Origin of the sequence: Streptomyces sp. NPDC051921 (assembly GCF_040680975.1) — a bacterium.
GTDB lineage: Bacteria > Actinomycetota > Actinomycetes > Streptomycetales > Streptomycetaceae > Streptomyces.
In genome coordinates this window covers 168,547-192,059 of record NZ_JBFAXU010000003.1, presented here as the reverse complement: position 1 = coordinate 192,059, position 23,513 = coordinate 168,547, and the positions used below count along the sequence as shown (strand labels likewise).

The window sequence follows — 23,513 nt, the reverse complement described above, 5'->3', positions numbered from 1 at the left end:
CCGGTCACTCGGCGTCCTCCTGGCCGAAGTCGCGGGCCGGGGCGAACGGGGCGGGGTCGAGGGGTGGCGCGGTGCCGGTGAGAGCGGCGGCGATCAGGGCGCCGGTCGCCGGGGCCAGTCCGATGCCTGCTCCCTCGTGGCCGCAGGCGTGGTGCAGGCCGGGGACCCTGGGGTCGGGGCCGATGGCCGGGAGGTGGTCCGGGAGGTACGGACGGAAGCCGAGGTAGGTCCGCAGGACGTCCACGTCGGCCAGGACGGGGAAGAGGGCCGCCGCCTGTGACGCGAGGCGGCGCACGGCTTCCAGGGACAGGCTCCGGTCGAAGCCCACGCGTTCGCGGGTCGCGCCGATGAGGACCGGTCCCGAGGGGGTGCCCTCCACGACCGCCGAGGACTGCAGGGCCGCCGAGTCGCTGGCCACGTCGGCGATGTAGTCGGCGGCGTACACCTTGTGGCGGACCACGCGCGGCAGCGGTTCGGTGACGAGGACGAAGCCGCGGCGCGGCAGGACCGGGAGGTCCACGCCCGCGAGGCGGGCCACCGCCGCGCCCCAGGTGCCGGCGGCGTTGACCACGGCGGGGGCGAGGAGTTCGCGCCGCGGGGTGCGCACGCCGCGGACCGCCCCGTCGGGGCCGCGGAGGATCTCCGTCACCTCTTCGCCGAGGTGGGTCTCGGCCCGGGCTGCGGCGAGCAGGCGGGCAGCCGCCTTCGCGGGCTGGACCTGGGCGTCCTGCGGGTAGAGGAAGCCGCCGGCGTGGCCCGGCGCGAGGTGCGGTTCGAGGTCGTTCAGCAAGTCGCCGGGGATCTCGGTGGCCGTGACGCCGGCCGCCCGCTGGCCCTCCGCGAACGCGCGGAGGGCCTTGAGGGTGGCCTCGTCGGGCGCCACGACGAGACCGCCCTTGGGCTCGTACTCGGTGTCCGGCGGGAGTTCGCCGGACAGTTCGCGCCAGAGTCTCGTGGACAGCAGCGCGAGGTCGAGCTCGGGGCCCGCCTCCTTGTCGGAGACGAGCAGATTGCCTTCCCCGGCACCGGTGGTGCCGCCCGCGACGGGACCGCGGTCGACGACGGCGACGGAGAGGCCGGAGCGGGCCGCGTAGTACGCGCAGGCGGCTCCGACGACGCCGGCACCGATGATCACGGCGTCCAGGGAGTGTCTCTTGGGCACGGCAGTAATATGTCACATTCTTTAGGAGCTGCCCAGGCCCTTTCGGGCCCGGGCATGGTTCAACTGCGCCTGAGGGCTACGGATCAGCCGCGCCCGGGGGGCCGCGCGATCAGCTGCGGAGCGGGCCTTCGCAGCGGTAGCTCGACGTGCCGGCGGTCCTGGTGGACCAGATCTCCACCGGGCCGAAGGAACAGTTCATGTCGGCGAGGTTGTTGGAGGCGGCGCCCGCCCGGTCGAGGATGAAGTAGTCGACCGTCTCGGACATGTCCTTGAAGACCTGGTCCTCGCTGGAGGCGTTGGACAGGTTGGCGGTGATGCGGCCGGTGCAGACGAAGCGCTTCTTGCCGGGGTCGCCGTTCTCCACGCAGTCCGGGTTGCTGTAGGTCGCCGAGGAGAAGGCCGAGCGGACCTGGGCGGCCGTGGTGTCGCGGAGCTGGTCGTTGGGCGTGAAGCTCGTGTTCGGTACGTAGAGGCGGTCCACCTGCGCGATCTGGGCGTCCAGGAAGCGGTCGTAGGCGGCCTGGAGGCCCGGGTCGGCGCTCAGGCGCTCGCGCCAGGCGTCGTAGCCGGCCACGTCGTCGGCACGCAGCCGCCCGTACATCTCGCGCAGCAGGCTCGGGCGCTCGGTCCACAGGAACTCGAAGAAGGTGCCCGCGTAGTTGTAGAAGCGGAAGCCGTCGCCGTCGTAGGTGGCGTGCAGGAGCTGGCGCACGCTCATGCGGGGGCCGCCGTTCGCCGTGTCGTTGATGATGCCGCGGACCAGGGACTTGCGGACGGCGATGCCGTTGTCACGGGTGGCCCCGTCGAAGAACTCGGCGGTGCCCTCGTCCATGGCGGTCGTGCGGTCGCCCTGGTACCAGGGGCCCTCGCCGAAGAAGCCGGGGACGGCGAAGCGCCCGTTGAGGTAGTGGGTGTACTCGTGCCGGAAGAGCTCCTCCAGGGTCAGGCTGGAGTCCTGGGGGACGCGCCGCTGGTACGTGTAGAAGGTGGCGCCGTTCTCGATGTAGATGCCGCCGTTGTTGGTCGAGTACCCGGTCAGGATCGGGTGGTAGTTCTCGTAGTCGGCGCGGGAGGCGTAGAGGACGATGTTGAGGGTGGTGTTGGGGTCGCCCGCGAGCGGCTGGTCGGTGCCGAGCACACGGTGGTACTGGGACTTGACCTGCTTGCTCGCGTAGTAGAGCTGGTCGACGGTGGCCCGGTCGAGCGCCGTGCGGACCTTGATGCCACCGTTGTCGTACGTGTACGTGAAGGGGAAGAGCTTCTTCTCGATGTCGGCCTTGCAGACCTTGTACGGCGCGCACGCCTCGTAGAAGTTGAGCCAGGAGACGACCTTGGCCCACGGCTCGCTGCCGTAGCCGAAACCGGACTCGGCCTGTCCGAGGAGGGAGCCCAGGTCGGCGACCACGCCGCTCTGGAGGCCGGATATCTGCCCGAAGCGGCCGTACTCGGAGAGGGCGTCACGGACCACCCACGCGTTGGCGGTGCCCTTGAGGTGGGTGTGGCCGGCGAAGGCCTTGAAGGCGGCGCGGTAGGCCGGGTCGGCCTTGACCGCGGCGTGGAAGGCGGCGTCCTGGTTGCCGGGGTACACGCCCAGGTAGTTGACGGACAGCGCGGCGAGGGCGGCGCCGGCCCAGGTGGGGTCCTGGTGGGTGGCGGTGTGCCGCGCGTCCATGGTGGCGAGCACCTTGACGATCAGGCCGAGCTGGTGCTGGCGCAGTCCGGGGGCGCTGCCGACGTACAGGGCTTCGCGCAGGGTGCGGGCGTTGGAGGCGGTGACGTCGAAGGTGCGGGCGGCGCCGCCGAAGTCGGCGATGGCCCGGCGGACCGCGTCGACGGTGGGGGCGTCCGTGATGTCGATCTCGGGGCGCGAGAAGTCGTGGTAGGCGACCGCGTGCAGGTAGGTGAACATCTCCTCCAAGTGCGAGGAGTTACGGCCGTCGTGGGCGGCTGCCAGGGTGGACACGCGGCGGGCGACGGCCTGGACGTGGGCGTCGGACATGACCGGGGCGAGCCGCGCGTCCCAGGTCCACACGAGGGTGCGCAGACAGCCGTCGGCGGTGACCGCCGGGTCGGCGAGGAAGTCGGCGAACCGTTCGGGCGAGAGCCCGGTGATGCCGTCGAGCGTGCAGGGGACGCCGGCCGCGAGGGCGGGCGCGGCGTCCGCCGTCGCCTTGCCCTTCTTGACCGCCGCCTTGGCGGGGCCGGGGACGCGGGGCTGTACGAGGCCGCCGGGGGCGGGCGCCGGGACGGCCTCGGCGCTGCGGGCGTCGGCGAGGTGCTCGACCTCGTCGAAGGGGTTCGCGGCGGGGCCGGGGGCCGCGAACGTGGCCGGCACCGCCGGCTTCGCCACGGGCTCCGCCGCCTGGGTGGCGGCCTGCCCGGCGGAGGCGACGAGGGTCACCGCGACGGCGGTGGCGAGGAGGGAGGTACGCACGATTCTGCGCTGGGACACCTGGGCTCCTGGTCGGGAGGTAGTGGGGGATGCGCGGCGAACTCCCTTGGCTCACACGGGAGTTGACGGTCGTGGTGCGCCGCCGCGTGAGCAGTAAAATAGTAATGTGAAATTGCACTGACAAGGCCTGTGCAGGCATCAGTTCACGACCGGGCGACCCGGAAGCCCGCTCGACGCCCCCCTGGGGCCCCCTCGACACCCTCTTCGGCGCGTCGCGAACGCGAGGGCGTGCGGGGGCGGACCGGCGGGCCACGGCGTCGCGGTCGAGCGGGGCTACGCCGACGCGATGACCTCGGCCCCGCGCACTCGCCGCACGGGTGGGAGTGACGTTTCGGGTCGGGGGCGGGAGCGGTGCCGGTCGACCGCCCGGGCGGGGCGGTTACCCTGTGGCCCCGACGCGAGGAGGAAGCATGGCGCGGATGCCGTCGGCCGAACGACGCCGGCAGCTGGTCGAGGCGGCGGTCCGGGTCATGGCCCGGGACGGGGTGGCGCGCACCACGACCCGGTCGATCTGCGCCGAGGCCGGGGTCTCGCTGAGCGTGTTCCACTACTGCTTCGACTCCAAGCAGGCGCTTCTGGAGGCCGCGATCGGGTCGATCACCGGCAACTACGTCGCCCGGGTGATGTCCGCGGTCGAGCCGCGGGCGACGCTGCGCGAGACGGTGCGCGGGGCGCTCGGCACGTACTGGGACCACGTGACGGCCCATCCGGCCGAGCACATGCTGACCTACGAGCTCACCCAGTACGCGTTGCGCGAGGAGGGCTTCGAGCATCTCGCCCGGGCGCAGTACGAGCAGTACGTGGCGTCGGCGGCGATCCTGATCGAGCAGGTCTGCGCACTGCGCGAGGTGACGCCGAAGGTGCCGGTGCAGCTGCTCGCGCGGGTGCTCGCGGCGACCATCGACGGGCTGACCCTGCAGTACCTGGTGCTCGGCGACGAGCGTGCCGCGGCCGACCTGCTCGACACGACCGCCGAGCACCTCGTGGCGCTCATCGAGGGCTGACATTCATCAACAGGTCATTTGACCCGGACTCTTGACTCGCTGGTAGTTCCTCGCGATCCTCTGGCCGAGCCCACTGTTACCGCAAGAAACACCCAGGACGGCTCCCAGCCCGGTATCCCCCATGACCGAAGGCATCGCTGACCATGAATCGACCAACTACGCGCGGGGCGGGCGGCCGGTTCGCCGTCGTGTCCCTGTTCATCGCCCTGGCCACCGTCGTCTTCGGCGCGGGCCCGGTCCCCGCCGCCGACGCGGGCTCCTGGTGGGAGCCGACCGCCCGGCCGGCGCCCGACTCGCAGATCAACGTCACCGGCGCCCCCTTCAAGGGGACGACCGCCGACGGCAAGGTGCGCGGCTTCGTCGACGCGCACAACCACCTCATGTCCAACGAGGGGTTCGGCGGCCGCATGATCTGCGGCCAGACCTTCTCCGAGGGCGGCGCCCCCGAGGCGCTCAAGGACTGTCCGGAGCACTACCCGGACGGCTCGGGCGCGCTCTTCGAGCACCTCACGGGCGGTGACAACGGCAAGCACGACCCGGTGGGCTGGCCCACGTTCAAGGACTGGCCGGCCAACAACTCCCTGAGCCACCAGCAGAACTACTACGCCTGGGTCGAGCGGGCCTGGCGCGGCGGGCAGCGGGTGCTCGTCAACGACCTGGTCACCAACGGCCTGATCTGCTCGCTCCTGCCGCGCGACCGCGGCTGTGACGAGATGGACGCCATCCGCCTGGAGGCGCGCAAGTCCTACGAGCTGCAGGACTACGTCGACCGCATGTACGGCGGTCCGGGCAAGGGCTGGTTCCGCATCGTCACCGACTCGGCGCAGGCCCGCTCGGTGATCGAGCAGGGCAAGCTCGCGGTGGTGCTCGGCGTCGAGACCTCGGAGCCGTTCGGCTGCAAGATGATCCTCGACATCGCGCAGTGCAGCCAGGCGGACATCGACAAGGGTCTCGACGAGCTGTACTCGCTCGGCGTGCGCAGCATGTTCCTGTGCCACAAGTTCGACAACGCGCTGTGCGGCGTCCGCTTCGACAGCGGCACCACCGGCGTCGCGGTGAACATCGGCCAGTTCCTCTCCACGGGCACCTTCTGGGCCACGGAGAAGTGCGCCGGGGCGCAGCACGACAACCCGATCGGTCTGGCCACCGTCCTGCCCGCGCTGGCGGAGAAGCTGCCGGCCGGGGTCAGCGTGCCTTCGTACGCCTCCGACGCCCGCTGCAACACGCGCGGCCTCACCCGGCTCGGCGAGCACGCCCTGAAGGGCATGATGCAGCGCGGCATGATGCTGGAGCTCGACCACATGAGCGTCAAGGCGGCCGGCCGGGCCCTGGACATCCTGGAGGCCGAGGAGTACCCGGGCGTCATCTCCAGCCACAGCTGGATGGACCTGGACTGGACGGAGCGGGTCTACAAGCTCGGCGGCTTCGTCGCCGAGTACATGCACGGTGCCGAGGGCTTCATCGGCGAGGCCGGACAGAAGGCCGAGCTGCGCAAGAAGTACGGCGTGGGCCTCGGCTACGGCACCGACATGAACGGCGTCGGCGGCTGGCCCGGCCCGGTCGGCGCGGACGCCCCGAACGCCGTGAAGTACCCGTTCAAGAGCTTCGACGGCGGCTCGGTGCTCGACCGGCAGGTCACGGGTCAGCGCACCTGGGACCTCAACCTCGACGGCGCCGCGCACAACGGTCTCGTGCCCGACTGGATCGAGCAGATCCGGCTCACCCCCGGCGGCCCCGGCGTCGTCGGCGAGCTGGCGAACGGCGCGGAGTCGTACCTGACGACCTGGAAGTCCACCGAGAAGCACGAGACGGGCGTCAACATCGCCGCGGGGCAGCCGACGTCGGCGAGCACCTCGGAGTGGTGGAACCCGTTCGTGAACTACTCCCCGGGCCGCGCGCTGGACGGCGACACCGGCACCCGCTGGGCCAGCGAGTGGTCGGACGACCAGTGGTGGCAGGTCGACCTGGGCTCCGAGCGCCGGGTGGGCCGGGTGACGCTCGACTGGGAGCGCGCCTACGCGCGGGCGTACCGGATCGAGCTGTCGGACGACGGCAGCACCTGGCGGACCGCCTGGTCCACGGACTCCGGTGACGGCGGCTACGACACGGCGGAGTTCCCGTCGCAGTCGGCCCGCTATCTGCGGGTGCACGGCGCGGGGCGGGCGACCGGGTGGGGCTACTCGCTCTACGAGGTGAAGGTCACCAGGTCCTGAACCACGCCCCGGGCGTCCTGGGCGCCTGAGCGGCCGCACCGGAGCACATGAGGAAGGGGCCTGCCGGATCCGATCCGGCAGGCCCCTTCGTCGCGTCACTCCCCGCGGGAGGTCAACGGGCGGTCGGGCCCGTCCAGTCGGCGGGCACGTGGGCGAGGCGTACCCGCTGGGGGTGGTCGCCGACGTCCACGGTGGCGACCCGCCGCCCGGTGGCGAAGTCGATCGCGGTGACCCGGTCGGCGCCGCTCTCGGAGATGACGCAGGACCGGCCGTCGCCGCTGACGGTCGCCCAGTAGGGCTTGTTCGCTTCGACCAGCGGGCCCTCCTGGAGGGTGGCCCGGTCGACGACGGTCGCGTAGTCGTCCATGGTGCCGGCGACGCAGAGCTTGGTGCCGTCCGGGCTCATCGAGAGGCCGTGGTGGCGCGAGTCGTTGACCCAGGTGGTGCGGTCGGGGTTCGTCGCCGGGTTGCCGGGCAGGGCCTTGAGGCGGGTGATCCGGTCGGCGGCGATGTCGTACTCCAGGAAGCCGCTGAGGAAGGAGACCTGGAAGTAGAGCTTCTTCTCGTCGGGGGTGAGGACGAGGGGCCGTACGGCGTCGGAGAGGTCGCCGCGCCCGAAGGCGTCGAGGCGCTCGCGCATGTCGATGACGCGCACGGTCCTGAACGTGGCGGCGTCGACGACGGTGATCTTCCGGTCGCCCTTGGTCCAGTCGAGCCACGGGGCGTCGAGGGCCGTGGTGACCTCGCCGATGGACATGTTCCAGAGCAGCCCGTCGGAGGTGAAGACGTTCTCGTGGGGCTTGTCGCCGGTCTTGAAGGAGCCGAGCTGGCGGCCGGTGACGATGTCGAGGACGTGCACCGTGTTGGCGGTGGAGGCGGAGACGGCGACACGGGTGCCGTCGGGCGATACGGCCATGTGGTCGGAGCGGTAACCGGCCACGGCGAAACGCCAGTTGATCCGGCCGGTGCGCAGGTCGACCGAGACGACGTCGGCGAAGCTGGGCCGCGACACCACCATGGCGGAGCCGTCGGGCGTGGCGTACATGTCGTCGACGAACTGGTCGTGCCCCTCGCCCGGTCCGTTGCGCACGCCGAGGAAGAAGGCCAGCTTGATCGGGTCGAGGTAGATCTCCCGCATCCGCTCCTCGCGGTCGGGGATCACGTTCACTCTCCCGATGCGCCCGAAGTCGCCGCGGGAATCGATGACTTCGGCGGTGCCGTCCCAGTTGTTCCCGACGAACATGACCTCGCGCAGAGCGCCGGCGTCCGCCGACGCCGGTGCGGCGGTCACCCCGCCGCCGAGGGCGGCGAGGACGGCGAGTGCGGCGAGGGATCCGCCGACGCGCCGGCGGACGCGGCCGCGGCGGGGCCGGGGGCGGGGGTGGGACAGGCGGGGAGAGGACATGAAAGGTTCCTTCTTCCGGCTCCAGACAGGGACTTACCCGAGGTAACCATGGACATGCCACCCCCAACAAGCCTTCGGAGGCACCCTGTTACCCTTCGGTACGGACGCACCGCACATCTCCCGCACACCTCCTTCACCCCGTCGACAAAACGGCTGGTAGAGGCCCTGACGACGGCACTTCCCCCGGGCAGAATGCGGGGCGACGGGGACAGTCGTGACACGGCGGAAGAAAGGCTCGGTCTTGCCGGTGCGGTCCTTACTCACATGGCGCTTGCACGCGTGGCGGCGAACGGGCGGAGCGGGCTCCGCGCTCCAGCGCGCCCGGTCCTTCATGATCCTCACCACTCTGCTCTACCGGGCGAGCCACCTGACCGTCGGCGTCCTCGCCGTCGCCCAGCGCCCCGGCGCCCATCCCCTGCAGTACCTGGGGATCGCCACCGCGCTCGGCCTGAGCGTCCTCGTCTTCGGCACGGCGCTGCGCCGCGGCTGGTTCGACCCCCGGCAGATCTGGGCGGACGTCCTGGTCACGGGCGTCGCGCTGCCGTTCGTCCTCTACGCGTGGGGCGGCGTGCGGGAGACGCCCGCGATCGGCTGGGCGATGCTGCTCGGCGGCTCGGCGAGCGGCGCCGCCGCCATCGCGCTCGCCCGGTGGCAGGCCCTCGCCGCGGTCGCGCTGCTCGCCACGACGCACCTGCTCGGCTACCACCTGGTGGGCGCGAGCCGTGCCGTCCTCGGCGGACACCTCAACTCCGTGGTGTCCTCCGCCGTCATGACCTGGATCATGTGGTGGTACCTGCGCCGCCAGGGCCGGCTGCTGGACGAGGCGAACGCCCGCGCGCTCGCCGCCGAGGCGCAGAAGGCGCGCTACGCCGAGCGGCTCGACCATCACCGGGCGCTGCACGACACCGTTCTCGCCACCCTCACCACCCTCGCGGCCGGCGGGATCGACGCCAACGCCCCCGAGGTGCGGGAACGGTGCGCGCGGGAGGCGGCGTACCTGCGCCGGCTGATCCAGCAGACCGCCGACGAGGTCCACCACCCCGGGATGGGCGCCGCCCTGGAGGAGGCGGTGAGCTCCGTGGAGGCGCTGCGGCTGCGGGTCACCGCCCAGTACCACGACCTGCCGTCCGTACCGCCGGAGGTCGCCGCCGCGTTCGCCGACGCCGCCCGCGAGGCCCTGAACAACGTACGGCGGCACGCGGGGACCGGTCACGCCTACCTCACCGCGACGGGCGCGGGTGGCGGGCAGGGCGGCGCCGTGGTCACCGTGGTCGACCGGGGACCTGGCTTCGACCTCGACTCCTACGTGCCCGGCTTCGGGCTGCGCGGGTCGGTGCACGCCCGGATGACGGAGATCGGCGGCCGGGCCGTGGTGGACACCGCGCCCGGCGAGGGCGTACGGGTGGAGCTGAGATGGCCCGGATGATCAGCGTCGCCGTCGTCGACGACGACCGGATGCTCCTGGACGGCATGCGGGCCTGGCTGGGCGGTGTGCCCGAGCTGGACCTGGTGGCCACGGCCGCCACCGTCGACGAGCTCCTGGGCCCCCGGCCCGGCGGCCGGCTCCCCCACGGGGACGGCGGACACCAAGCCCCCGACGTGGTCCTGCTCGACCTCGTCCTGCGCGACGGGTCGGCACCCGCGGACAACATCCGACGCCTGCTCGCCGGCGGCAGCCGGGTCCTGATGATCAGCACGGTCCCCGACCGCCACCGGATCCTCGACTCGCTGCGGGCCGGGGCCGACGGCTATCTGACCAAGGACAACGACCTGCCGACACTGGTCGCCGCGGTCAAGGACGTCGCCGCCGGTCACGGTGCCCATTCCCCCGAGCTCGCCTTCGCCTGCGCACACGACAGCGGCCCCGCCGCGCCCCGGCTCTCGCCGCGCGAGCGGCAGGTCCTGCTCGACTACGCCTCCGGACTGACCCTCAAGTCCACCGCCCGTCGGGCGGGCATCACGGTGCACACCGCGAAGGACTACCTGGACCGGGTCAAGGCCAAGTACCGGCAGGCCGGCCGCCCCGCGTACACGAAGATCGACCTCGCCCTGCGGGTCCGGGAGGACAGTCTGGACGGGGGATGACGGGCGGGGGCTCGCCGGCGGGGGGCCGCAAGCCCCCCAAACGGACGGCTGCGGGGGGCACCCCGCCTGTCACTATCGTCGTTCCCGGCGCCGCGGTCACACCCCCGTAGCCGCGGCGCCACCGTCTCTCCGGCTCGGCCCACGATGGTCCTCCCGTCGGGGGGCGGGAGGAAGTCCTGGGCCGGGGTGAGGGACCCGAGCTGCTCTCTATCGGGGGGAGGAGGGGCGGCACGAGGGGTACGGGGGTCTCCACCGTGCCGCCCCTCCGCGGACCTGCCCGCGCCGTCAGCCGCCGCAGGTGTCCAGCATGAGCTGCAGTTCGGCCTTCTCCGCGGGCGTCACCGTCAGGCCGTACGTCGACTTCACCGAGGTCCAGGCGCGCGCGTACGTGCACCAGTACGTCCGCGAGGGCGGCTGCCACTCGTCGGGCCCCTGATCGCCCTTGGACCGGTTGGACACGGCCGACACGGCCAGGAGTTGAGGGTGGGTCAGGTCGTTGGCGAAGGCCTTGCGCTTCTCCTGCGTCCAGCCGTCCGCACCGGAACGCCAGGCGTTGGCGAGCGGCACCATGTGGTCGATGTCGAGACCGGAGGCCTTGGTGAAGGACCTGCCGTCGTAGACGCTGACCCAGACGCCGGACACCGCCCGGCACTCGCTGTCCCGCCGGACGTCCGTCCCGTCGCGTTCGAGAACGGCCTCTCGGGTGTTGCAGCTCTCGCCCTGCTCGGCCCAGTGCGGGAACTTCTCGCGGCTGTAGCCGCTCATCGAGCGCTGGGGCGCCACCTTCAGCCCCGCGAGTTGGGTGCGGGCCCGGGCGCTGCCCGGCAGGCCGGGCAGCTTGCCGTCGGCCTCGGCCGCCCCGCCGGGCGCCCCGCCCCCGTGCGAGGGCGAGGCCGAGGAGCCCGGGGTCTTCCCCTTGGCCTCGGGGCCCGGGCCCGTGCGGCCGTTGCCTTCCGGCCCGGCACAGCCGATGGCGGCGAGCAGCACCGCTGTCGCCGCCACCAAGCCCGCTATGTCTCGGTACTTCTGACGCCCCATGAGCCGAATCGTTCCCTTTGCTTGCCGCCGTTACGCGCGGCAGCGTACCGCCCGGGGGTGACGGACCGGCCGATCAGGCCGGGTACCTCACGTCCGCCGTGTAGGCCGGTCCCGCGAGGCAGTCCCGGATCTCGTGGCGCGGCGCGGCACCCGTCCAGCGCAGGAAGCCGTCGGCGCCGGTCGACTTGTTCATGTCGATGAAGCGGCAGCCGTCGTAGAGCACCTTGCCCGAGGTCGTCGGCGAGGTGCCGGTCTCGACCTTGTGCGAGCCCATCAGCGCGCAGTCGAGGTAGCGGACCATCGGTCCGCTGTTGCCGCCGACGTTGAAGGCGTAGGTGTGCGGAACGGCGTCCGGCGCCCAGGTCTGGAAGTGCTGCGCGGTGTCGTCGCAGGACACGAAGGTGATGTTGCCCCGGGTCCAGCGCGAGTCGATGACCTTGTGGTTCTTGCCGTGCACCTCGAAGCGGATGCCCTGGACGTACAGGCGCAGGACGGAGTCGAACCGGGAGGAGGCATCGGACGTCAGCTGGAAGAAGGTGCCGGACTTGGTCGCGTCGCTGAGGATGTAGGACCCGCCGATGAAGTTCATCGATCCGCCGCGGATGTTCTTGACGAACACCCCGGACTTGAACTCCACCTTGCAGTCGCGGAACCAGTAGTTGAGGAACTGGTCCTGCTGCGTGGCGGTCGTGTTCATCCCCGTGACGAGGAACGCCTCGGAGTAGTTGCCGCCGATCTGGCAGTGGTCCCAGCCCATCTCGCTGTTGAGGTCGGACTGCGGCACCTGCGTCGCCGGCGGCGGCGGGGAGTCGGCGGGGCCGTCGAGGCCGATGCCGCGCTTCCAGTCGCCCCGCCACTCCACGTCGGTGTACCAGGTGTCCTGGGCACCGTAGCCGCCGTCCTCCGAGTAGGAGTAGCAGAAGCTGGAGGTGGGGTTGCTGCTGGTGAACGTGAGGCCGGAGATCCGGATGTTCTTGTAGCGCCGGTAGTTGGTCCACAGCGTGGTGTCGTCGGCCGTGGGCGCGTACACGATCCGCGAGGTCCGCTTGCCGTAGCCGGTGATCGTGATGCCGTCGATGACACCGCCGTTGCCGCGGCCGTCCACGTTCGGGAGGAGCGAATCGGGCTCCGTCAGAAGGTAGTTGCCCGGCGGGATCAGCAGGACCTTCTTCAGGATCGTGCCCGAGATCGGGTTCTTCTGCCAGTTGGAGGCGGCGAGCAGTTCGGCGGCGGCCGCGCGGAAGGCGGCGTCGCTCGGGGTGGTGCCGGTCGGGTCGGCGTTGTGGCTCATGACGTTGACGACGTACGGGTCCCCGCCCGCCCCCGCCGCGTACGCCGTGCCGCCCGTCACCAGCGCGCCCGCGGCGACGCCGGCTCCGGCCGTGGCCACCCCGCGTATGACGGATCGTCGGTCCATGCGTCCGGTCATCACTTACCCCCCATGTCGTGATCTTGGAAAAGGACAGCACATACGACCACGACGGCCGCGAAGGCGCAAGATCGCGCCGAGCGGACGAGTTGTCCCGGTCCGGCAGCGTTGACCCGCTGATCCACCGATTTGTTGCCTGGGTAAAGTAATTGCCAAGACGCCTGCTCCGCGGGCCGTCCCCCTTCGGCATGCCCACCGCCCACCGCCTCCAGGAGATCCGCCATGCCCGCCGCCCGCATGAGCCGCACGCCGCTGCCCGGAATCGGCGTCCGCTACGACCTGACGACCCGTGAGGACCGTCGGCTGTCCGTCGTGGCGAGTCGCGACGGGACCCGCGTGCTGAGCGCCTACCACCGGGACGATCCCGATGAATGCTCCCTGTCGGTGCGGCTGACCGCCGCGGAGTCGGAGTCCCTGATCGACGCGCTCATGCCCTCCCACCACAGCCCCAGCCTGCTGTCGACGACCGACCTCGGCCTCGTCGCCGAGCGGGTCGCGCTCTCCTCCGTCTCCCACTGGAACGGCCGCCACCTCGGCGAGACCCGGCTGCGCACCGAGACCGGCGTCTCCGTCGTGGCCGTGCTGCGCCGCGCCGACGCCATCCCCTCCCCCGGCCCCGACTTCCGCCTCGCCGGGGGCGACACCCTCATCGTCATCGGCACCCGCGAAGGGGCCGACGCCGCCGCCGTGATACTCGAAAGGGAGTGATCCATGCACTCGTCCGCCGTCTTCCTCATCGAGTTCGGCGCGATCATCCTCGGCCTGGGTCTCCTGGGCCGGATCGCCGGACGGCTGAAGTTCTCCCCCATACCCCTCTACCTCCTCGCCGGCCTCGCCTTCGGTGAGGGCGGGCTGCTCCCGCTGGGCGCGAGCGAGGAGTTCGTCGCGATCGGCGCCGAGATCGGCGTCATCCTGCTGCTGCTCATGCTGGGCCTCGAGTACACGGCGACCGACCTGGTCGGCAACCTCAGGACGCAGTACCCCGCGGGTCTCGTGGACGCCGCCCTCAACGCCCTGCCGGGCGCGGTCATGGCCCTGCTGCTCGGCTGGGGCCCGGTCGCCGCCGTCGTCCTCGCGGGCGTCACCTGGATCTCCTCCTCCGGCGTCATCGCCAAGGTGCTCGGCGACCTCGGCCGCCTCGGCAACCGCGAGACCCCCGTCGTCCTGAGCATCCTGGTTCTCGAAGACCTGGCCATGGCCGTCTACCTGCCGATCGTGACCGCCCTCCTCGCCGGCGTGGGACTCGCCGCGGGCAGCGTGACCCTGGCCGTCGCCCTCGGCGTCGCCGGTCTCGTCCTCTTCCTCGCGGTCCGCTACGGGCGACTGATCTCCCGTTTCGTCTCCAGCGACGACCCGGAGAAACTGCTCCTCGTGGTGCTCGGCCTGACCCTGCTGGTCGCCGGCCTCGCGCAGCAGCTCCAGGTCTCCGCCGCGGTCGGCGCGTTCCTGGTCGGCATCGCCCTGTCCGGCGAGGTCGCGGAGGGCGCGCACAACCTGCTCAGTCCGCTGCGGGACCTCTTCGCCGCCGTGTTCTTCGTCTTCTTCGGGCTGCACACCGACCCCGCCAGCATCCCGCCGGTCCTGCTCCCGGCGCTCGCGCTGGCCGTCGTCACGGCCGCTACGAAGATCGCGACGGGCTACTGGGCGGCCCGCCGGGCCGGCGTCTCGCCCAAGGGCCGCTGGCGCGCGGGCGGGACGCTGGTGGCGCGCGGCGAGTTCTCCATCGTCATCGCGGGGCTGGCCGTCACGGCGGGCATCGAGCCGTCCCTGGGCCCGCTGGCCACGGCGTACGTGCTCATCCTGGTCGTCCTCGGCCCGCTCACCGCCCGCTACACCGAGCCCCTCGCCACCCGCCTCTCCGGCCTGCACGGCCGGCGCCGCCGGTCCGGCACGGACCTCGCGTCCGCCCCGGGGGAGGAACTGCCCGACCCGGTCCGGGAGGGCGTGACGGGCCGCTGACCCCCGGCCCGACGTCCCGGACGCGCGGCGGCGATGTCCGGATCTGCAACTCGCATGACATTGCCGCCGTCCGGAGGTCGTTCGTAGCGTGGAGGCACGGTCGAGGAGCCGCGCGGGCCGTGCCCGCCACGGCTCCGACCGTGCCCGATCCGCACCCGGACGACACCCTGGGAAGGGACAGTCATGCCTGCCACCACGCCTTCGACCACGCTGCGCGAGCTCAACGGCTTCGACCGGACCCCGGCCTCGCTCGCCGACGCCACGCTGGTCCTGATCGACTACCAGAACACCTACACCCGGGGCGTGATGGAGCTGACCGGCTGGGAGGCCGCCCTGGACGCTGCCGCCGAACTGCTCGACCGGGCCCGGGCCGCCGGCGCCACGGTCGTCCACGTCGTCAACGACGGCGGCGAGGGCACGCCGTACGACATCGGCGCCGAGATCGGGCGGATCCACCCTCGAGTGGCACCGGTCGACGGCGAGCCCGTCGTCGTCAAGAACGTGCCCGACGGGTTCGTCGGCACCGACCTCGGCGAGCACCTCGACGCCGCCGGCCACAAGGACGTCGTCGTCGCCGGGTTCATGACCCACATGTGCGTGACCTTCACGACGGCCGGCGCCTTCCTCCGCGGCAACCGTCCCACGGTCGTCGCCGACGCCTGCGCGACCCGCCCGCTCGGCACCGTCGGTGCCGAGGTCTCCGCGGAGCAGCTCCACCGGAGCGCGCTCGCCACGATCGGCGACCTGTACGGCGTCGTCGTGGCGGACGCGGCCGCCCTGAGCTGACCCGGCGGCGCCCGCCGCCGCGCCGCGGGACTCAGAGGCGGCGGAGCACCGACACGACCTTGCCGAGGATCACCGCTTCGTCGCCGGGAATCGGCTCGTACGCGGGGTTGGCCGGCTTCAGCCACACGTGCGGGCCGTCGTGGGCGAGGCGCTTGACCGTGGCCTCGCCGTCCAGCATGGCGGCGACGATGTCGCCGTCGTCCGCGGTGTCCTGCGCCCGCACGACGACGAGGTCGCCGTCCTCGATGTGGGCGTCCCGCATCGAGTCGCCGACGACGGTCACGGCGAACAGCCGGCCGGCGCCGACCACCTGGGCGGGCAGGACCAGGTTGTCCTCGACCAGCTCCTCGGCGGTGATCGGCACACCGGCCGCGATGCGTCCGACGAGGGGCACCACGACGGCCTGCCGCTCGCCGAGGATCTCGGCCTGGCTCTTGCCCTGCCCCTGGCCCTCGGGGGCGTCGGCCCCGCTCTCGGACAGGCCGTCGGCGAGCACGTAGGCACGCGGGCGCTGGGGGTCCTGGCGGAGGACTCCCTTCTTCTCCAGCGCCCGGATCTGGTGCGAGACGCTGGACGTGCTGAGGAGACCGGCCGCGGCCGCGATCTCGCGCATCGAGGGCGGGAACCCGTGCTGACGCGTGTGAGAGCGGATGATGTCCAGGATCTGCTGCTGCCGCTGGGTCAGCCCGTCGCCGTTCGTCCGGGTGCCCGGCGGGCGGCCGGCACGGTTCCTGCTCATGGTCGGCCTCCGTTTCTTCCGCTTCGTACGGTTCGTTCGTCTTCGAACGCCCTTTGCGCCTCACCGGCACACTAACCCGGCCCACCGACATCGCAGCAGGTCGGGTGTGCCCCCGGGTGTCGGTCCCGACTGATAGCAATGCACCATGATCAGCACCGAGGACATGACGAAGGCGGCCAGGACCCTCTCGGCGGCGGCCCGGGACATCGGCCGGCCCGAGGAGTCCCTGCCCGAACTGGCCCTCCGTCTCGGGCTTCCGGCCGAGGTCGTCGAGGATCCGGCGGCGCTCGTGCTGCCGCTGAGCCGGCCGCACGCGGACCCGCTCGCGCAGGCCGTGGAGTTCCGCCGGGTCGCGGACGTGCTCCGGGGGGCGCTGGGCGAGGCGGGGTTCCTGGGCGCCCACGGCCACACCCGACCGCCCGGCCGCCGGGCCGATCCCCGCTGGGGTCGGCCCTTCCTGCGCTGGCGTCACGGCGACACCACCCTGGAGCTGCGCGCGGGCGCCGTCGGGCCGGAGCTGGTCCTGGAGCCGAGCGCCACATGGGAGACCTGGTACCAGAGCGTCGGCACCGGGTTCACGGGCACCTGGGAGCACTCCGGCCTCGCCGTCGACCAGCCGCGCCACGAAGGACCCGGCGACTGGGACGACCTGCACCTCACCCTGGCGTCCTTCCTGCGCACCCTCCCCGCGGAGACGCACGCGCTCGGCATCGCGCATTCCCTCCCCCTCTACGGGCGGATCGCCGGGGCCGGCGCCCCGCTGCTCTTCGTCCTCACCTCCGGCAGCCGGCTCCATCTGGACTTCACCGAGCACCAGGTCGCCGAGGCCGCCCGCGGCGAGCGCGCGGCGGCCCTCGGCTGGACCTCGCGGGAGTCCCTGCCTCCGGGCCACCTCGACGAGGACCTCGACGGCGATGCCCCGTGGCGCGTGGACGCCGGCGGCCCGGGCGAGGTGGACCCGGGCGCCGCGGCCGACCTCCTGGTCCGCACGGCCCGGGCGGCGGGCGTCGCCCGCGCCACCGACCTGATCCTCGGCGGCGAGGCCGAGTACCGTCACCCGTACCGCTTCGCGTTCCCGAGCCTCTCGCTGCCCGTCGGCTGATCCGCGGAGGCGTGGCGGCCGGTCAGCCCCGGCCGGTCAGCGGCGGCCGAGCGAGGTCAGCGGCGGCCGGTCACTCGAAGCGCGCCGGGTCGCCGGCCCCGCGCCGTACGATCTCCGCCTCGCCGCTGGAGAAGTCGACGACGGTGGTGGGCTCGGTGCCGCAGTCGCCGGAGTCCACGACGGCGTCGAGCACGTGGTCGAGCCGCTCCTTGATCTCCCACCCCTGGGTCAGCGGCTCGTCCTCCCCGGGCAGCAGCAGGGTGCTCGACACGAGGGGCTCGCCCAGCTCGGCGAGGAGGGCCCGGGTCACGGTGTGGTCCGGGATCCGCACCCCGACGGTCTTCTTCTTGGGGTGCATGAGGCGGCGCGGGACCTCCTTGGTGGCGGGGAGGATGAAGGTGTAACTCCCCGGGGTCGCCGCCTTGACCGCGCGGAAGACGTCGTTGTCGACGTGCACGAACTGCCCCAGCTGCGCGAAGTTCTCACAGATCAGCGTGAAGTGGTGCCGGTCGTCGAGGCGCCGGATGGACCGGATCCGCTCCAGCCCCTCGTGGTTGCCGATCCGGCAGCCCAGTGCGAAGCAGGAGTCGGTGGGGTACGCGATGAGGGCGTCGGCCCGGAGGCTGTCGACCACGGTGCCGATGGTGCGCGGCTGGGGCGACTGCGGGTGGACGTCGAAGTACTTGGCCATTTTCCGACCCTACGGGAACGGCCCGGGGCTGTGGGCCACGGCGTGCGCTCCGACGCCGGACGGTGGGGTTCCGCTCGGTTGACAGCACTGCCCGGCGCTGCCGATACTGACTGACGGTTCAGTCAGTAGTCTTAGCCCGTATCGCACCAGGAGGCATCGTGTCCGACCTCCCCACCGAGCCGGTCCCGGTCACCGCCGCGCGGCGTGACGCCGTCGAGCCGGGCCGGACCTTCGCCGGCGACGGGCGCCCGTGATGACGGGACTCCCGGCGACCGGCCGTACCGGGGCGGCGGCGGACCACGCGCCGACGAGCCGCGCCCCGGCGGGCCGTGCGCACTCCCCGGGCAGCGTGACCGGCGGCGAGGCGGTCGTGCGCGCCCTCGCCGCGCACGGCGTCACCGACGCCTTCGGCATCCCCGGGACGCACAACCTGGAGATCTACCGGCATCTCCGGCCCTACGGAATCCGGCATGTGACACCCCGTCATGAGCAGGGTGCCGGGTACGCGGCCGACGCGTACGCCCGGGTGACCGGGCGGCCGGGCATCGCGATCACCACCACGGGGCCCGCGCTGCTGAACATCGCGGCCGCGGTGGGCCAGGCCTACTCCGACAGCGTGCCGCTGCTCGTCGTCTCGCCCGGCATGCCGCTGCGCCACCCCCGGCAGCCCACCGGTCTGCTGCACGAGACGCGCAGCCAGACCGAGGCCCTGCGGGGCGTCGCCGCCTTCAGCCACCGGGTGGCATCCGTCGACGAGATCGGCGCCGCGGTGGCCCGGGCCTTCACCTCCTTCCGTACGGGCCGGCCGCGGCCGGTGCACATCGAGGTTCCCCTCGACGTCCTGGAGACCGTGGAACCGGTCGGGCCCGAACGGCTCGCCCCGCCGGCCGGGCTGCCGGCGCCGGACCCGGCGTGCGTGCGGGCGGCGGCCGACGCACTGCTCGGGGCGCGGCGCCCCGCCCTCGTCCTCGGCGGCGGGGCACGGGCGGCGGCCGCGGAATGCCGGGCGCTGGCCGGCACACTGGGCGCGCCGGTGGTCACGACGGCCAACGGCAAGGGTGTCGTCGACGAGCGCCACCCGCTGTCGCTCGGCGTGTCGCTGCACAGCCCCTCCGTGCAGAAGTGGCTGGCGGACCGCGACGTCGTGCTCGCCGTGGGCACGGAGCTCGCCGAGTCCGATGCCTGGGGTCCCCTCCCGGCCCTGACCGGCACGCTGATCCGCGTGGACGTCGACCCGGCCCAGATGTACGCGGGGCGGCCGGCGGACCTGCCGCTGGTCGGCGACGCGCGCGCCACCCTCGCCGCGCTGCTCACCACGTGCCGGGGGCGGGCCCGCGACACCGCGGAGGTCGAGGACGAGGCCGACCTCGGCACCCTCGTCACGGACCTGCGCACCACCCGCGACGACGAGACCCGGACCCGGGACGCCCGCTGGGTACCGTACCTGCGGGCGATGCGCCGGGTGCTCGCCGAGGACGCCGTCATCACCTCCGACAGCGCCCAGTGCTGCTACTACGGGGCGCTGCCCCACCTTCCGGTCGGCCCCGAGGGCCGCTATCTGCATCCGACCGGCTTCGGCACCCTCGGCTACGCCCTGCCCGCCGCGATCGGGGCGAAGACCGCGTGCCCCGAGCGCCAGGTCGTGGCCCTCAGCGGCGACGGCGGGCTGCAGTTCTCCGTGCAGGAACTGGCCACCGCCGCCCAGTCGGGCCTCCCGCTGCCCGTGGTGGTCTTCGACAACGGCGGGTACGGCGAGATCCGTGAGGAGATGGCCGCGCGAGGGGACACCCCGACGGCCGTCGACCTGCCGGCGGTCGACCTGCCCGGGCTCGCCCGGGCCTACGGCGGGCGCGGCGTCACGGTACGGTCGCCCGCCGAGCTCGCAGCAGCCCTGGCCGAAGCACTGGTCACCCCAGGCCCCACCGTCGTCACCGTTCCCGAGGAGTCCCCGAGATGACGCCCCCAGACACCCCCACCACCCCCGTCACTCCCCTCGTCTCGCTCACCTGGACGGACCACGTCACCGGCCGGCAGGGCCATCTGGTCATCGACCGGCTCGTCCGCGGCGTGTCCAGCGGCGGGCTTCGGATGCGGGCGGGCTGCACCCTCGACGAGGTCGCCGGGCTCGCGCGCGGGATGACGATGAAGGAGGCCCTGCACTACGACCCCCGGGCCCGGTACGTGCCGCTCGGCGGCGCGAAGGGCGGCATCGACTGCGACCCGCGTGATCCCGAGGCGTACGGCGTGCTCGTGCGCTACCTGCGCGCGATGCGCCCGTACATCGAGCGGTTCTGGACCACCGGCGAGGACCTCGGGCTCACCCAGGACCTCGTCGACCGTGCGGCCGCGGAGGCCGGTCTGGTCTCCTCGATCCAGGCCGTCTACCCGCTGCTCGACGACGAGGCCACGGCCCGCCGCCGGCTCGCGGACGCGTTCGCCGTGGAGGTGGACGGCATCGGGCTCGACGAACTGGCGGGCGGCTGCGGTGTCGCCGAGTCCGTCCTGACCGCCCTCGACCGGGCCCGCGTCCCGCACGCCGGGACGCGGGTGTCGGTGCAGGGCCTCGGCACGATGGGCGGGGCGACCGCCCGGTTCCTCGCCCGGGCGGGGCTCAGGGTCGTCGCGATCGCCGACGTGAAGGGGACCGTCGCCAACCCGGAGGGCCTGGACGTCGAGGCACTGCTCGCCGCCCGCGACGCGTACGGCACGGTGGACCGCTCGGCGCTGCGGGCGGGCGACGAGGAACTGCCGGGCGACGCATGGCTGTCGGTGCCCGCCGACGTCCTCGTCCCGGCGGCCGTCTCCTACGCGATCGACGCCGCCAACCAGGCAACGATCACGGCCCGTTGGATCGTCGAGGCGGCCAACATGCCGGTGCTGCCCGACGCGGAGGAGCGGCTCGCGGCCCGCGGCATCACCGTCCTTCCGGACGTCGTCGTCAACTCCGCGACGAACGCCTGGTGGTGGTGGACCCTGTTCGGCGACATCGGTGCCGACGCGGACGAGGCCTTCGCCCACATCCGGCGCTCCATGCGCGCCCTCGTCGAACAGGTCCTCACCCGGGCCGAGCGCGACGCCACCACCCCGCGCCTCGCGGCGCACGCGGTCGTCGCCGACCGGCTGCCGGTGATCGCCGACCGCTTCGGCTGGTACGCCTGAGCCGTGACGCGCTCTCGACGGAGGCCGCCCGGGAAGGCGAGGCGAGGCCGGCCGGCCCCTCCACGGAACACGGCCGCTCGGGACGCCGGTGGACGGCCTCACGGCAGTCCCGGGCCTGTTGGCCGAACGGCCGGTCAGCAGCAGGCGCGACGGGTCCGGCCACACGCCACTGTGTAGGGTGCGGGGGTGGCCAGAGTCCGGTTGAGCGTGGAGGAACGGCGCGCGGAGATCCTGCGCGTCGCCGTCGAGCAGATCCAGGCCCGCGGCGTGAGCAACGTGCGCATCGCGGACGTCGCCTCGGTGCTGGGAGTCAGCAGCTCCCTGGTGCTCTACCACTTCTCCACGAAGGAGCTGCTCGTCGCCGAGGCCTTCACGCACGCCGCCGAGGGCGACCTCGCCCAGCTCCGCGAGATCCTGAACAAGCCCCGTTCCAGCGCCACCCGGCGACTGCGCGCCGCCGTGCGCTGGTACGCGCCGACCGGGCAGGCCAAGGGCTGGCGGCTGTGGATCGAGGGCTGGGCGGCCGCGCTGCGCGAACCCGCCCTGCGCAAGGTCACCCACGAGCTCGACCAGCAGTGGAAGGCCGAGATCGCCCAGGTCGTCGCCGAGGGCGTCGCCGCCGGCGAGTTCGTGTGCGAGCACCCCTCCGACGCGGCCTGGCGGCTCACCGCCCTGCTCGACGGACTGGCCGTCCAGACCACGTCGTACCAGGGAGCGTTCAGCCGCAGGACGATGCTGGAGTGGGTCGACGACGCGCTCGTCCGCGAACTGGGCATCGACCACGTCGCGTTGAAGTCCGCCCGCTGACGCCGGACATCCTGGCGTCCTGACATCCCGCGGCCGACGCACTGCCGCGTGGCGAGGATGGATCGCGTCCAGGATGCGGGAGCCGCTCCTGGAGGCGTTCGAGCCCCCGGAGGCGTTCGAACCCCCATGTCCCGCTGCGCCGAGAGCCCCCTCCCGTGCCGGGCGGCCCCCTCCCCGTTCCCGTACGCCCGTTCGCGCGACTCCGTACAGTGGGGGCGGGGAGGTGGCCGTGAGCGAGGAGATCGAGGGCGCCGCCGAGAAGTTCGCGCGGGCGGTCGCGGGGCTGCGGGATGTTCTGCGGGCGGTCGCGGCCGCCGTCGCCCCCGGCCTGGAGCCGCGGGTCGAGGAACGGACCGACGACCGCTACACCGTGAGCGGGGCGATGGGCAAGCGCTACACGATGTCCCTGCTCCTGCCCCGTGTTCCGTACGGGACCGCGGCGCCGGTCGCGGCCGACGCGTTCCGCGCGGCCGGTTGGCGCACCGAGCCGGGCGACGGCTTCGGCGGGCGTCTGGTCCTGACGGCGACGCGCCTCGACGGCGCGCGCGAACGGTTCGAGGCGAGCGTCGGCGTCACCGGAACCGCGCTGCGGATCTCCGGCACGACCCCCGTCGTGTGGATCCACGCCCACTGGATCCGCCCGCCCCGTGCGGCGACACCGGAAACGCTGCGGCCGGGCCACCGGCTGTGCGGCATGTGCGAGGGCTGGGGGTCGTGCCGCACCTGCGAGGGCCTCGGCTTCCTCGACGGCCGGCAGTGCCCCGAGTGCGGACTGGGCATGGACTGCCCGGACTGCCGGGGCACCGGACAGGAGCCCGTACCGGGACCGACCCCGTAGAGCCCGTCCAGCCCTGACCCGCGTGACCCTCCAGACCACCCGCCCCACCGGACCCACCGGACCCACCGAACCCACCGGACCCACCGAACCCACCGGACCCACGGGACCGACCGGACCCACCGGACGGGCCGGACGGGCCTAACGCCCGGTGACGCGGATCCGCAGCTCGTACGGTGCTCCGCTGCTGATGGCCTCGGCCTGGTCGGCCAGGTCGGCCGCGGTGAAGCCGAGCAGCGCCCGTTCGGCCGCCGCGCGCAGCAACGGCACGATCGTCGCGACCGGGCGCCCCCGATGGGAGAGCGCGAGCTCGGCGAACGCCTGCTGGTAGGGGTGGCCGTACGCGCTCGCGGGGTCCGCGAGCAAGCGGTCGAGGTGCCGCCGGTCCACGCTGATCTCACCCATGACCGCTCCTTGCGCCGAGGGGCCGGGCGACTCCCTGGCCCCGTACTCCTGACGTTACGAGGGGGGTCTGACAACGCCCCCGGCCGCCAGATCGAGACTGATCGATCGAAGTCAATTACCGACAGTTATATTTCTTTGTTTTTCCTGTGCACGCTGGGGCTCCGGGCGTCGCTGATACCTGTGGAGGCGGTCGCCTCCAGTGCCGCGGAGAAGGGGGGCTGCGGGCGGTGCTCAGGTGCGAC

At 72.7% G+C, this 23,513-nt stretch carries 20 protein-coding genes; 12 read left to right on the top strand and 8 right to left on the bottom strand.

Annotation, left to right across the window (positions count from 1 at the left end; all coding sequences use genetic code 11):
- Positions 1–4 precede the first annotated feature (4 nt).
- A complete protein-coding gene (locus tag AB0M16_RS05555) occupies positions 5–1,162 on the bottom strand; it encodes an FAD-dependent oxidoreductase (RefSeq protein ID WP_365339050.1) in 1,158 nt (385 codons plus the stop codon).
- A gap of 109 nt (positions 1,163–1,271) precedes the next feature.
- Positions 1,272–3,614 carry a collagenase gene (locus AB0M16_RS05550; RefSeq protein ID WP_365339048.1) on the bottom strand — a complete coding sequence of 781 codons (2,343 nt, stop codon included), beginning with the start codon at positions 3,612–3,614 and terminating at the stop codon, positions 1,272–1,274.
- 410 nt (positions 3,615–4,024) lie between these two features.
- Between AB0M16_RS05550 and AB0M16_RS05545 the strand changes: the two genes are divergently transcribed.
- Both AB0M16_RS05545 and AB0M16_RS05540 read left to right on the top strand, forming a co-directional pair.
- Positions 4,025–4,618 carry a TetR family transcriptional regulator gene (locus AB0M16_RS05545; RefSeq protein WP_365339046.1) on the top strand — a complete coding sequence of 198 codons (594 nt, stop codon included), beginning with the start codon at positions 4,025–4,027 and terminating at the stop codon, positions 4,616–4,618.
- Between the two features lie 143 nt (positions 4,619–4,761).
- Positions 4,762–6,831, top strand: a complete 2,070-nt coding sequence (locus tag AB0M16_RS05540) for a discoidin domain-containing protein (RefSeq protein WP_365339044.1) — start codon at positions 4,762–4,764, stop codon at positions 6,829–6,831.
- Between the two features lie 112 nt (positions 6,832–6,943).
- Here AB0M16_RS05540 and AB0M16_RS05535 read toward each other — a convergent pair whose 3' ends face one another.
- Positions 6,944–8,236, bottom strand: coding sequence for a YncE family protein (locus tag AB0M16_RS05535; RefSeq protein ID WP_365339042.1), 1,293 nt, complete (start codon positions 8,234–8,236; stop codon positions 6,944–6,946).
- 331 nt (positions 8,237–8,567) lie between these two features.
- Between AB0M16_RS05535 and AB0M16_RS05530 the strand changes: the two genes are divergently transcribed.
- Positions 8,568–9,662 (top strand): hypothetical protein, encoded by a 1,095-nt coding sequence (locus AB0M16_RS05530; RefSeq protein ID WP_365339040.1) that lies wholly within the window; start codon positions 8,568–8,570, stop codon positions 9,660–9,662.
- Entirely contained in the window at positions 9,650–10,321 is a 672-nt protein-coding gene (locus tag AB0M16_RS05525; protein WP_365339038.1) for a response regulator transcription factor, read from the top strand. Before AB0M16_RS05530 ends, AB0M16_RS05525 begins: the two co-directional genes overlap by 13 nt.
- Positions 10,322–10,606: 285 nt before the next feature.
- Here the strand turns inward: AB0M16_RS05525 and AB0M16_RS05520 are convergent, their stop codons facing one another.
- Both AB0M16_RS05520 and AB0M16_RS05515 read right to left on the bottom strand, forming a co-directional pair.
- Positions 10,607–11,359, bottom strand: coding sequence for an HNH endonuclease family protein (locus tag AB0M16_RS05520; protein WP_365339036.1), 753 nt, complete (start codon positions 11,357–11,359; stop codon positions 10,607–10,609).
- A gap of 73 nt (positions 11,360–11,432) precedes the next feature.
- Positions 11,433–12,776 carry a hypothetical protein gene (locus AB0M16_RS05515; RefSeq protein ID WP_365339034.1) on the bottom strand — a complete coding sequence of 448 codons (1,344 nt, stop codon included), beginning with the start codon at positions 12,774–12,776 and terminating at the stop codon, positions 11,433–11,435.
- A 234-nt stretch (positions 12,777–13,010) separates the two neighbouring features.
- Between AB0M16_RS05515 and AB0M16_RS05510 the strand changes: the two genes are divergently transcribed.
- The 3 genes from AB0M16_RS05510 (at position 13,011) to AB0M16_RS05500 (ending at position 15,533) form a co-directional block, all read left to right on the top strand.
- Entirely contained in the window at positions 13,011–13,496 is a 486-nt protein-coding gene (locus AB0M16_RS05510) for a TrkA C-terminal domain-containing protein (protein WP_365339032.1), read from the top strand.
- Between the two features lie 3 nt (positions 13,497–13,499).
- Complete coding sequence (locus AB0M16_RS05505) at positions 13,500–14,747, top strand: cation:proton antiporter (RefSeq protein ID WP_365339030.1); 1,248 nt, start codon at positions 13,500–13,502, stop codon at positions 14,745–14,747.
- Between the two features lie 183 nt (positions 14,748–14,930).
- Positions 14,931–15,533, top strand: coding sequence for a cysteine hydrolase family protein (locus tag AB0M16_RS05500; RefSeq protein WP_365339028.1), 603 nt, complete (start codon positions 14,931–14,933; stop codon positions 15,531–15,533).
- A gap of 31 nt (positions 15,534–15,564) precedes the next feature.
- Here the strand turns inward: AB0M16_RS05500 and lexA are convergent, their stop codons facing one another.
- Complete coding sequence (gene lexA, locus AB0M16_RS05495) at positions 15,565–16,272, bottom strand: transcriptional repressor LexA (protein ID WP_365339026.1); 708 nt, start codon at positions 16,270–16,272, stop codon at positions 15,565–15,567.
- Positions 16,273–16,417: 145 nt separating this feature from the next.
- Between lexA and AB0M16_RS05490 the strand changes: the two genes are divergently transcribed.
- Complete coding sequence (locus tag AB0M16_RS05490; protein WP_365339024.1) at positions 16,418–17,374, top strand: hypothetical protein; 957 nt, start codon at positions 16,418–16,420, stop codon at positions 17,372–17,374.
- Positions 17,375–17,444: 70 nt separating this feature from the next.
- Here AB0M16_RS05490 and AB0M16_RS05485 read toward each other — a convergent pair whose 3' ends face one another.
- The gene (locus AB0M16_RS05485) at positions 17,445–18,065 is read right to left on the bottom strand and encodes an L-threonylcarbamoyladenylate synthase (protein WP_365339022.1); all 621 of its coding nucleotides are present in this window, start codon (positions 18,063–18,065) and stop codon (positions 17,445–17,447) included.
- A 253-nt stretch (positions 18,066–18,318) separates the two neighbouring features.
- Between AB0M16_RS05485 and AB0M16_RS05480 the strand changes: the two genes are divergently transcribed.
- From AB0M16_RS05480 to AB0M16_RS05465, 4 genes are all read left to right on the top strand, one after another.
- A complete protein-coding gene (locus AB0M16_RS05480) occupies positions 18,319–20,022 on the top strand; it encodes a thiamine pyrophosphate-dependent enzyme (protein WP_365339020.1) in 1,704 nt (567 codons plus the stop codon).
- Positions 20,019–21,224, top strand: coding sequence for a Glu/Leu/Phe/Val dehydrogenase dimerization domain-containing protein (locus tag AB0M16_RS05475; RefSeq protein ID WP_365339018.1), 1,206 nt, complete (start codon positions 20,019–20,021; stop codon positions 21,222–21,224). Before AB0M16_RS05480 ends, AB0M16_RS05475 begins: the two co-directional genes overlap by 4 nt.
- Before the next feature lie 186 nt (positions 21,225–21,410).
- Positions 21,411–22,031, top strand: coding sequence for a TetR family transcriptional regulator C-terminal domain-containing protein (locus tag AB0M16_RS05470; RefSeq protein ID WP_365339016.1), 621 nt, complete (start codon positions 21,411–21,413; stop codon positions 22,029–22,031).
- A 229-nt stretch (positions 22,032–22,260) separates the two neighbouring features.
- On the top strand, positions 22,261–22,869 hold the full coding sequence (locus tag AB0M16_RS05465; RefSeq protein WP_365339014.1) for a hypothetical protein: 609 nt from the start codon (positions 22,261–22,263) through the stop codon (positions 22,867–22,869).
- A 138-nt stretch (positions 22,870–23,007) separates the two neighbouring features.
- Here the strand turns inward: AB0M16_RS05465 and AB0M16_RS05460 are convergent, their stop codons facing one another.
- A complete protein-coding gene (locus AB0M16_RS05460; protein ID WP_365339012.1) occupies positions 23,008–23,271 on the bottom strand; it encodes a hypothetical protein in 264 nt (87 codons plus the stop codon).
- Positions 23,272–23,513 lie beyond the last annotated feature (242 nt).